The following is an 11,784-nucleotide window of genomic DNA, read 5'->3' on the forward strand; positions in this document are numbered from 1 at the left end:
ACGTAATGCTTAATGCAAAGGCTAAAAAAATATTCGAGTGTTAATTGGCAATACCTGTTATTTGCTGTTTCATTCATGTTGGTGCTATTGTTTTCCTGGGCGTATCACAATTACAACCATCATTCATTTAACGCCATCCGGTTCCAAAATTCCTTGCACCAGAAAAGTAAGGAGGCGGAGGTGTTTGCCGAAAGATTCATTGAAAAACTAAGGCCTGGCCAGGAATGGATGGCGGTAGATTCAACGGATACGTCAAAACCTCAAGGTGTGGAGATTTTGGTGTACAAAAACGATTCCTTGCAAGCTTGGACCAATCAGGTTTTACCCTATCGGAAAGAAAGTATTTCCTTGTTGAGCCGGCGTGTAGTAAAGTTGACTAACACATGGTATATTGTTAAGCGAATACCCCATGAAGAATGGGATTTATTTACATTGGTAAATATAAAAACCGAATACCCTTTTAACAATGCCTTTTTAAAAGATGAATATGCCATTAATGTGCCTTTGGTTCTCTGTCATCAGGTAGCAATTGACAAAAATGCACGGGGTGTTCAGATAAAAGATATTGAAGGAAATTACCTGTTTACGGCGCAGGAGTGTGAAGCATCTAACCCCATATATGCTAACTGGGCTGTTTTGTTTGTGTTTATTTCACTTCTGTTGTATGTTCAAGTTGTAGTGCTTTCGATAAAGAAACAGGATAGTGGGATTAAAAATAACGTTGTGTTTTTGATAAGCGTTTTGGTAAGCAGTGTGTTTTACTTTCTGCATATCAAATTATTTTTTCCTGGAATTGTGTACGAAACCACATTGTTCTCACCGCTATACTTCGGTGCTTCCGACCTTTTTCCAAACATGGGAAGTATGCTGGTTTTTGCTTTGCTTGTATTTTGCGAGTCATTTATTTTTTATAAATATGTTAGTCCTCCGGAATTAATTGAAAAACTTCCGGCATCACGATTAAAGAAGTATATTCTGGTAGCCATATCTGTAGTGCTTAGCTTTCTTTTCTGGCATATTCAAAATAACATTGTAACCCAACTGGTTTCTCATTCTGCCTCCGCACCAATTTTGTTTAAGATAACCGATATTGGAGCGCTGGATGCGGCAAGGTTGTTTGTGATTAGTTTGCTATGGCTGGCGGTGGTACTGGTGATGGAAAAAATAATTAAGGTTTTTCTTCCCCAGTTAAGCAAAAAAACTCTTTCGTGGATTATGGTGTCAACCATGCTGTTTGTAGCACTGTTCAGCTTTGAAACCATGTATCTTTTGTCGGTGATTGCGTTTATGGTTGTAGCCTTTATGTTGGTATGGGTTACCCGGCGTAAAAGTTATCATGCCTATAACACGTTTATCTGGTTTGTGTTTGTGTTTGCTTTTTATGCGGTTTATGCTTTTTACTACCATAATATCCACAACGAGCGCCAAGAAAGAAAGTTGTTGGTCGAGAACCTGTCGTTTAAAATGCTGCAGGAAGAGGATCCTTTAACGGAACTTTTATTAAAGGAGGTGGAAGATTTAATCCAGCGTGATTCGATTATTCTTTCAGAACTTATAAAGGAAACTGTGAACGTTGAAAAACTGGAGAAGTATATCGAAAAAAACTATCTGCTGAGATATTTAAAAAGATATGAGCTTCAAGTGATCCCATGTTGGCCCGGGGGCGACTTGCAACTGAGCAACGACGAGGGTACTTACAATTGTTACGAGTACTTTGAAAACATGTTGGAAGAAAAAGGTACCAGGGTAATGGGAAGCCGGCATTTTTATTTTTTGAAGAATGGTGCCGGCCTGATTACATATTTTGGTGTTTTTAGAGTGAACAAAGGCGATCCGGAAACCGAAACAAGTATGTTTGTGGAATTGGTTTCGAAGCCGTTCTACGAAGGGCCCGGCTATCCCGAGCTTTTACTCTCCGAGCGTGAATCGAAGTTGAGGGAGCCGTTGGTCAACTATTCCTACGGGAAATATGTTGACGGACTTCTGGTTAAGCAGACCGGGGAGTTTGCTTATCCAATCCACCTGGAGCGAATTACCAATGTGCAAGAAGATTTTGGGGTGTATTATTATGAGGACTATTCGCATATGACCTTTCATCCGTCGGAGAACGTATGTGTAGTGCTCTCCTTGCCCAAAGTGGGGATAAACATGATTCTGGTGGCGTTTTCCATCTTTTTTATCTCTTTCTTTATTTTTGGGGCCTTATTAATTGTTACTACCCGGGCACGGCGAGAAAGGTTTATTTATATTTTCTCGGTTCAGGAAAGGATTCAAATGGCATTTATCGGCCTTATGCTGGCGCTGTTAATAGTGGTGGCCGGAGGATCAGTGTGGCAAACTATCAGGCGATTTGAGATTAAGAATAACCAGATGTTGTCTGAAAAAACCAAATCGGTATTGATGGAGTTGGAGCATAAAATAGGTTCCGAAGATGAGTTAATACCGGAAATGGAAGAATACCTAACGAGCTTGCTGAAAAAATTTTCCAGCGTTTTTTATACCGATATTAATATGTATAACAGGGAAGGAAGGTTAATGGCCACCTCGCGGCCCGAACTTTTTGACAGAGGTTTGTCCGGGCATCTGATGAATAGTCGCGGCTTTATAGAGCTGAGTAAAAACGGCGAGTTGGAATATATTCACAGGGAATCGATTGGGCAGTTGGATTATTTGTCGGCTTATGTTCCGCTTTATAATGTGAACAACAAGTTGCTGGCCTATTTAAATATGCCGTATTTTGTGGGGACCAGCGAGTTGCGCGAGGAGGTATCGTCGTTGGTAATGGCCATCGTTAATTTCTACCTGATTTTCTTAATCGCAGTTATTGCCTTAACAGTGGTGGTTTCCCGCAGGATTACACACCCTTTGTTGGTTGTGCAAAGTAAGTTGAGCCAGTTGAAACTGGGAGGAAGAAACGAAAAGATTGAATACAAAGGTAATGATGAGATAGGGCAACTGGTAACGCAATACAACCGCATGGTGGACGAAATGGCCGAAAGTGCCGAAAAAATGGCCAAATCGGAACGGGAATCGGCCTGGCGAGAAATGGCCCGCCAGATTGCGCATGAAATTAAAAACCCTTTGACGCCCATGAAACTGAGTATTCAGTACCTGGAGATGGCCAGAAAAAATGACGATGTGGATTTTGACGAGAAACTGAAACGTGTTTCATCTACCTTAATCGACCAGATCGATAAACTCTCTTCCATAGCATCTGAATTTTCTAACTTTGCAAAAATGCCAATCGCCAAACGAAAACGAGTGGATGTGGTGGAGGTGTTGATGCAATGTGTTACGCTGTTCGACAAATCGAAGGAGGTAGACGTGTTGGTAGATAAAAATGGAATCAGCGAATATTATATTTATGCCGACGGCGAACAAATGATAAGTGTTTTCAACAATCTTTTGCAAAATGCGATTCAATCTATTCCATCGAAAAGAGAAGGACTGGTCAACGTTAATCTGACGCAGCAGGATGAAACCATCACTATCGAGATAAAAGATAATGGAAAGGGTATTCCGGAAGAGGCGCAAGAAAAGCTCTTCGCTCCGAATTTTACCACCAAATCATCGGGCATGGGACTTGGGTTGGCCATCGTAAAAAACATTGTAAAAAACTCCAAGGGAAAAATCTGGTTCGAAACAAGGGTTGACGAAGGGAGTTCTTTTTATGTGCAGTTTCCGGCGTATGAGTGAATTGGTAAATAGTCTGTTAGTTAGCGCTTCATTGGTCTGTTGTCAGTTGTTTTATGTTCAGGATACCAATAACCCATGACCATTGGACTACTACGAGATATCGTCCAGTTTTATCAGTTGATTTAAAATGGCATACACAGTTAAACCCGATACGGTTTTAATGCCCAATTTACGCGTGATGTTTTTGCGGTGCGAGATAACCGTATGTGTGCTGATGAATAGCTCGCTGGCCACTTCTTTGTTTGTTTTGCCAAGTGCCACCTTTTGAAGTACATCTTTTTCGCGCTCGCTCAGTTCCTCCGAGTTTTCTTGTTGTGTAACGTTATGTTGAACCCCTTTAACCTGATTCCGCAGCTTATTCAACAATATCGGTTTTGAATCAAACACTGATAAGGTAAGTTCGTTGCCGTCATCAGGAAGGGGGGAGTTGAAAATAGATATAACACGGGCATCGGGTGCGCATTTTTTTATCAACACATCCGCACCAGGCAAACTGCTGATGGTAGTGTTTATGAGTAAAATATGGGGTACGGCAGATTGCAGGGCTTCCTTCAAATCATCCATGCTCTGTGTCTCCTCTATTTTGGTAACCGCTTTCAATTCGTGAAGAATTGTGGAAAGTCCTTTTCTGACCAGGTAGGACGGTTCTGCAACAAGTATTCTAACCATGTCCTATTCGTTAATGTTTTTCAATTCCTGCTCCATGTTTCTCACCCTGGGTATCAATATCTTTTCCTCTAGTTTAGAATGATCCCTTAAATCTTGCTCCAAACGAAAAATATCGAAGAGTAAGGCATTGTATTTACAATTGTCAGTTGGGGGAGGGAGGTATTTGATGAGGATGTTTTTTAAATCAAAAAGCTTTTCTTCAATATCGTTGTGGTCCTCAAGATATTTATCGATGCTGTATCCCGTAAAATGCGCTTTGTACACTTCGGTTAAATTTTTTTGCTCTACGCACTTGGCCAGCTCAAGAACAAATGGAAAAACCGTTTTCTCTTCCAGCTCGATATGTGTGCTGAACTCGCGAATGTACTCTGTAAAAAAATTTTTAACCAGCTCGTAGCTTTGGGAAGTGTCTTTTAAATCTTCCTCCAGCTTAATAATCTTAGCTTGTATCTCAGGTATTTTTTGTTCCAGATAGTTTTGGTGGGTTCTGCGCAGGTAATGAACCAACCATTCCGGTTTGAATTGAAGAAGCTTTTCTTTGGGAAAATAATCGGTATCGTGAAAAGCATTGGCTAATTGTATAAAGAAGTCCACGTCCACCTCATGCTCGGCGCACACTTCGTGAATGGTCTTCTCCCGAAAACCCAGCGGGATACCGATTCTTTGTATAAAAGCCAGTAGCTGAAAATCCAAATGGATTAAATCAGCCATTTTCATTTCCGCAGTTATAAGCATAGCATAAAATTTGTGAACAAATCTAATGCTTATTTAAACCCTTTCCAAATAAAGGGCGCGGCTAATTGTATGCCGCCTTTCTTATTATCCTAAGCTCTCTGAAATTAATCAGTTTTTGCCTTTTCTCATCCCACAGGCGAAGGTTCAGCGTTTTTAATGCCGAAAAGAAAGTAATTGGTTTGATCTTCTTAAATATTTCGTTCTCTTTGTGGCATTTAGGTAGGTTATAGCAAGGAATAATTGGGGATAGGTGGTGGATGTGATGAAATCCAATGTTACCCGTAAACCACTGCAAAAGCAAAGGTAGTTTAAAGTACGAAGAACCTTCCAGGGCCATGGTTTTGTAATCCCATTTTTCTTTGTCGGTCCAAATCACATCCTCGAACTGATGTTGCACATAAAATAACCAGAGGCCATGGCTGGTAGTGATAAATAGCACGGGGAGCTGAATGAGCAAATATGTTTTCCATCCCAATAACCAAATCATGCCGATGACCATTGCCACTACGGCAATATTGGTAAAATGAATATTCCGGTTTATGTTTTTGGTAAGTCTTTTCAGTGTTATCCTAAAGCCAAGTACGAAATGCAACATGGGGGCAATGCCAAATAAAAAAATCGGGTGTCGGTATATCCTATACGTGAATCTGCCCCATTTAGATCGGTTCAGATATTCGTCAACGGTTAGGGTCATAACATCGCCAATGCCTCTTTTGTCGAGATTTCCTACGGTGTTATGGTGGATCAGGTGATCGTTACGCCACCTGTGAAAAGGAGTAAAGGTAAATATCCCTAGTATTACACCAGCTATTTCATTGTGCTTTCTCTTTCGAAAGAAAGAGCCATGAACACAGTCGTGGAAGACGATGAATGTGCGAATTAAGAAACCGGAAGCGAATATAGATAAGAATAAGGTTAGCCAATACGAAACACTTAAACTATAAACCATGAGGACCCACAGTGCGATGTAGGGAACTATGGAAGTGATTAATTGCCAAACACTTTTGGATAATTTAGGTTTGTTGTACTTTTTAATGATCTCAATCCAAGCTGGTAATGAGTTGTCATTTTTGTTCTCCTGATTTTTCATGTGTAAAAGAATAAGATAAGAGACTAATAGATAAGAGATAATCGACTGCGAATACAGCCTCCTGCAGTTTTACTGGATAGGTCGTTCCATGGAAGTGGAAGAGACGCAGAGTTTTTCTTTTTATAATGCTCCTATGTGTTTTAATTAGCTTGCGTTAAGCTATGTTTCTCACCAAGCATGGGTTCATCTGATTAAAAATTAATAAACACCGGATAACCAATGCGAGTTATAATGGCCGTAATGCGAAAGTTTCCTTCCTTCTGGTTTATCTGTATTATACATTATATATAATTTGCTCAGCCATGCGGATAAAGATATTAAAAACTTTTAAGATATTTATATCTTAAAAAGGTAAAGCCTCCTATATAAAGGTAATAAATAAATATTTTATTATAAACAGATTGTGCAAGTTTATTTCACTAAAGATGATGTCGTGAAAAAAAGGAGTAAACCATGGGTCAACTCCTCATCTTAAAAATTTTGTGGGTAATTATTTTTTACGCATAAAAATCTGAACAGGGACACCTGAAAAATCCCACATATCGCGAATTCTGTTTTCCAGGAAACGCTTGTACGGATCGCGAACATATTGCGGAAGGTTGCAGAAAAACGCAAACGAAGGGGTGTTGGTTGGCAACTGCATGATGTACTTGATTTTAATGTACTTGCCTTTGGTTGATGGCGGAGGGTTGTCCATTACCACTTGTTGCATGGCCTCGTTAAGTTTTGAAGTTGGGATTTTGCGGGTTTTGTTCTCGTAAACTGTTACCGCCATTTCTAATGCCTTATGTATGCGCTGCTTGGTTATTACCGAAGTGAAGACTATCGGAAAATCCACGAAAGGGGCAAATTTACTTCTGACTTCTTGCTCATATTTTTTCGTGGTCATGGTATCTTTTTCAACCAAGTCCCATTTGTTGATCAATACCACAATTCCTTTTTTGTTTTTCTGTATCAGCTGAAAAATCTTCTGATCCTGACTTTCAACGCCTCTTGTGGCGTCAATCATCAACAGACAGACATCTGAATTTTCGATGGCTCTGATGGCGCGCATCACGCTATAAAACTCGAGATCCTCGTGCACTTTGTTTTTTTTGCGTACCCCTGCGGTGTCCACCAAATAAAAATCATGGCCGAATTTATTGTAACGGGTATAAATTGAATCCCTTGTTGTTCCGGAAATGGGTGTTACGATATTTCTGTCTTCGCCAACAAAAGCATTGACGATAGACGACTTTCCGGCGTTGGGTCTACCTACGATAGCAAAACGGGGGATATCCAATTGTTCAATACTCTCCGAACTGGGGAATATTTCAACAAGCCTGTCCAGTAATTCACCGGTTCCAGAACCGTTAATTGACGACACCGGAAACATTTCTTCCAAACCAAGTGCATAAAAGTAACTGGCTTCGGCCAAACGCTCGGGGTTGTCCACCTTATTGACTACCATCAACACCTTCTTGTCGCTACGCCGAAGAATGTCGGATACCATTTCGTCGTAATCGGTGATGCCGGTGGTAACGTCCAGCATAAACAATATCACGTCAGCTTCCTCAATGGCGATGATCACCTGTTTCCTGATCTCCTCCTCAAATATATCATCGGAACCCACGGCGTAACCTCCTGTATCCACGACTGAAAACTCCAGCCCGTTCCATATGCTTTTGCCGTAAATACGGTCGCGCGTAACGCCGCTTTCTTCGTTAACAATGGCTTGGCGTGTTTCTGTAAGCCTGTTGAAAAGCGTTGATTTACCTACGTTTGGTCGTCCTACAATGGCTGCAATATTTCCCATCCTACTCTGGTTTTGTGATATTCGAAATCTAAAAAGCGTGCAAAGATAGTTATTATTTTGCCATTAAGGCACATACATTACTAAGAAACACTGTGTTATTTTTGTGTCCACAGATTTTTCAGATTAAACAGATTGAAATGACAAGGGATGGGTAGGTAAACCTGTCAAGTTCATAAATCGTTCGTATTGTAAAACTGGATTGTAACTTAAATAACAAACTCAAAACAGCTTTGCTGTTTCCAGTTTCCTGTTGGTAAACAAAATTCGCTTCATTGGTACAATTAGCGGTTAAAGTAAGTCGCCTGTCATTGCCAATGACCTACTTCTGGTCGTATCCGAAGTTGCGCAGCGACTTATCTTTGTCGCGCCAGTCTTTGTTGACTTTAACGTAGAGCTGGAGAAAGACTTTTTTGTCGAGAAACTTTTCAATGTCTTTGCGCGCCTCGGTACCTGTTTTCTTTAATGCACTCCCCTGGTGACCAATGATGATTCCTTTTTGGGAGTCGCGGGCAACGTGTATGATGGCTCTAATATCGATTCGTTTGGGATTTTCCTTAAATTCCTCCACCTCTATCTCAACCGAATAAGGAATTTCTTTTTGGTAATACAACAATATTTTTTCGCGGATTATTTCGGAAACAAAAAAGCGGGTAGGCTTATCAGTCAATGCATCTTTGTCATAATACGGATCGCACTCCGGCAACAATTCCTTAATACGTTTCATCAGGTTGTCTGTATTAAAACCACGCAAAGCCGACATGGGATAAATCTCCGCTTTCGGCAACTCTTCTTTCCATTTGGAAACCAATTCATCCAATTGCTCCGGGTTGGACTCGTCAATTTTATTGATCACCAAAATAACTGGTGAATCCGTTTTTTTAACACTGTTCAGAAAGTCGCTGTTCTTGTCCATCTTCTCAATTACATCGGTCATGTAGATGATGACATCGGCATCCTGCAAGGCAGTCTTTGAAAAACGGAGCATGGATTCCTGCAGTTTGTAGTTGGGCTTTAGGACACCGGGGGTATCCGAAAAAACAATCTGATAATTCTCCTCGTTCACAATCCCCAAAATACGATGGCGAGTGGTTTGGGCCTTTGATGTGATAATTGACAAACGTTCGCCCACCAACTTATTGGTTAAAGTTGACTTACCCACATTGGGATTTCCCACAATATTTACAAATCCTGCTTTATGCTTCATCCTGATTTTATTTTGGGCGAAGATACAAGGAAAGGTTGGCTTAGCAAAAAAAGTACAAAAGGAATAACTTACCCTTGAAAAATTTGAGCAGGCACTATTTAGGCAAATTTGAATTATTTCATCCGCAAGTCACAAGATTAGATAGGTGGCAAAAATGATTGCGGAAACTAAATCAAAACTAAAAAAACATTATAGGAATTTAAAGCTCATTTGAGCAGTAAAAAAGCGTCGGAAGGCACCTTTTGCCTGCTACCGCTCTTTTTGTCGAAGAACCTTCCTCAAAACAGCGCTCAATTGGGTTTTAATTTATATTGGGCTTCAGTCTAATGTAACAGGGGTATTTGACCCGTCATATGCATAAGAAATCCTGTTGTGCAAATCAACTACTTAAAAACAAGGCGTTTGGCTGAGTTGCCTTAACTCACCAGAGCGGTGCTTTGCCTTGTTTTAGTAATGCCTTGTTTTATAATACTTTAAATGCTCATTACGTAACGCTAATACATACACATTCCGGGTTTAATGCTTGACAACCGCGGTCAGACGGTCATTTTCTGCCTTGTTGACGGATTGCTTTTTTCCTTTGAATCGCATTACTTTCTTAGTTTTTTTATTGGCATTAGGGTTTGTTTTACCCGTTCAGAATAAGCCACAAAGTTGGACTCGTTGTGCTTCTCAGGCAGGTTATTTTTTGCCATTTTACTTTATTCCTTTTCACGCAGCTTGCGCTTTATTCGGGTCAATTCGGGGCCGCCACTGCTAACGCTTATGCTGACATTGCGCATGTGGTTGGAGGCACGACGCAGATTGGTGATCAGTTCGGCGTACAGGATACCGCCAATAGGTGTCGTATCTCCTCTGGTAACCCGCTTTTCGTGTTTTTCTAGGTGGGTATCCACAAGTTGGTTGATCTCCTCTTTTCTTTTGATTAATTTGACCACATTGGCTTTTGTGGAGTCTTCCATCACCGCAATGGTCCGGTTTCCGGTACGTTGAATCAATTTGAGCAGTTTTTCTAATTCCTGAATGCTTTTTTTATTGAGGGTGGCCTCATTTTCGGGGAAGGCATCTTTGAGCTGGGCAATGTTTTCGGCATGATCTGAGATGCGTTCAATGTCGCTCATGATATGCAACCAAAGCAGTGGTTGGTTTTGCATTTGCCGGGGGAGTTGTCTTCGGCTGAGTTGCATAGTGTAATGGGTGATGGCCTTGCAAAGTTCGTCGACTGTTTCCTCACGTGTTATCACAGAATCCAATATGGCCTGATCGCGATGAAGAAAACCCTTAACGGAATCAGTTAGCGCACTCATACTAATTTTTGCCAGTCTGCATACTTCCTTCTTTACATTGGCCAGCGCTTTTTGGGGGGATTTAAGATCGGTGGTGTCCAGGAATTCCGGAGAGGCCGAATATTTCTCTTCTCCGGGCACCATTTTTACGACCAGGCGAGCAAATAAGCCCGTTACGGGTATAAATATGGCAACGTTGATAAGGCGGATAAAGAGGTGCGCATTGGCAACCTGGCGGGCCGGATCACCAGTGGTTTTTGGGATAAGCCACAGGTAAAAAGCAAAAAGGGCGGTGGCGACTATGGCGCCGATAAGATTAAAAGCAAGGTGCGACACGGCCGCACGTTTAGCTGAAAGTGAGCCTTGCATGGAAGCCAGCAGCGCTGTGATGCACGTTCCAACCTCGGCGCCCAGGATGAGAGGGATGACTATATGGAACCCGGGTAATGCTCCCTGAACAAACAACAACTGTATCATTACCACCATGGCTGAGCTGCTTTGCAGGAGAGCTGTTGCAGCTGTAGCAGCCAGGAACGCCCCCAGGTAGCCCCAGACACCCCCTTTGCTGAAGCTTTCCATCCATGCGTGAATGTCGCTTGTATATTCGCTGAAAGAGAACTTCATCAGTATCAGTCCCAGAAATAGCATACCAAAGCCCATAATGGCATAACCAAGTTTGCGCAACAGACGTTTACGCGTGATAAAAGTGAGGATGAAACCGATGCCCAGCATGGGGATGGCATACTGATCTATTTTTAGTGCGGTAATTTGTGGTGTGATGGTAGTGCCCAGGTTTGCCCCAAGGATCAGGCTGATCGACTGTTTGAATGTGAGCAGTCCGGCAGATATTAATCCAACGACAATGACTGTAGAGGCACTCGAGCTTTGGATTAAACCTGTAATCACAGTCCCGGTGGCAACACCTCTCAAACGGTTTTTTGTTACATAACTGCAGGCCCGGCGCAAGGTCAGTCCTGCAGCTTTGCGCAAGGCTTTGCCCATTATGTCGATACCATAAAGAAAAAGGGCTAAACCGCCAGTCAGCCAAAATACTAATTCAAGAAAGGAGTCCGGAGCGTTCATAAACTTTTCATCAGTGAATGACCAATGAATATACCATTTATTGCCGGCAAAGTCAATTAGATATGGGTTTTGTCTTTTTTTTAAGCCTGATATTCTTGTAGCTTTGGTTGGTCAGCATTTGGTTGGGTTAATTAACCTTTTGTTTAAATTTTCTATTGCGTTCATTCTTATTTTGTGGTATATTCATACAAATGAATCAAGAATTCAGATTCTTCATGTAATCAAC

General features: G+C 41.4%; 7 protein-coding genes. 1 reads left to right on the forward strand and 6 read right to left on the reverse strand.

The genetic code is table 11. The features are described 5' to 3' along the window. Positions 1–12 precede the first annotated feature (12 nt). Entirely contained in the window at positions 13–3,696 is a 3,684-nt protein-coding gene (locus ACRD64_RS17870) for an ATP-binding protein (RefSeq protein ID WP_430934827.1), read from the forward strand. A gap of 90 nt (positions 3,697–3,786) precedes the next feature. Here ACRD64_RS17870 and ACRD64_RS17875 read toward each other — a convergent pair whose 3' ends face one another. From ACRD64_RS17875 to ACRD64_RS17900, 6 genes are all read right to left on the reverse strand, one after another. Beyond that, positions 3,787–4,365 (reverse strand): response regulator transcription factor, encoded by a 579-nt coding sequence (locus ACRD64_RS17875; RefSeq protein ID WP_430934828.1) that lies wholly within the window; start codon positions 4,363–4,365, stop codon positions 3,787–3,789. 3 nt (positions 4,366–4,368) lie between these two features. After that, complete coding sequence (locus ACRD64_RS17880) at positions 4,369–5,100, reverse strand: hemerythrin domain-containing protein (RefSeq protein ID WP_430934829.1); 732 nt, start codon at positions 5,098–5,100, stop codon at positions 4,369–4,371. Positions 5,101–5,161: 61 nt separating this feature from the next. After that, complete coding sequence (locus tag ACRD64_RS17885; protein WP_430934830.1) at positions 5,162–6,190, reverse strand: fatty acid desaturase; 1,029 nt, start codon at positions 6,188–6,190, stop codon at positions 5,162–5,164. A 490-nt stretch (positions 6,191–6,680) separates the two neighbouring features. After that, positions 6,681–7,985 carry a ribosome biogenesis GTPase Der gene (gene der, locus ACRD64_RS17890; RefSeq protein WP_430934831.1) on the reverse strand — a complete coding sequence of 435 codons (1,305 nt, stop codon included), beginning with the start codon at positions 7,983–7,985 and terminating at the stop codon, positions 6,681–6,683. A 319-nt stretch (positions 7,986–8,304) separates the two neighbouring features. Then, positions 8,305–9,189: a GTPase Era gene (gene era, locus ACRD64_RS17895; RefSeq protein WP_430934832.1), complete on the reverse strand. Its 885-nt coding sequence runs from the start codon at positions 9,187–9,189 to the stop codon at positions 8,305–8,307. Between the two features lie 701 nt (positions 9,190–9,890). Next, positions 9,891–11,558, reverse strand: coding sequence for a Na/Pi cotransporter family protein (locus tag ACRD64_RS17900; RefSeq protein WP_430934833.1), 1,668 nt, complete (start codon positions 11,556–11,558; stop codon positions 9,891–9,893). Positions 11,559–11,784 lie beyond the last annotated feature (226 nt).

It is taken from the genome of Saccharicrinis sp. 156, from assembly GCF_050589685.1.
Lineage (GTDB): Bacteria > Bacteroidota > Bacteroidia > Bacteroidales > Marinilabiliaceae > Saccharicrinis.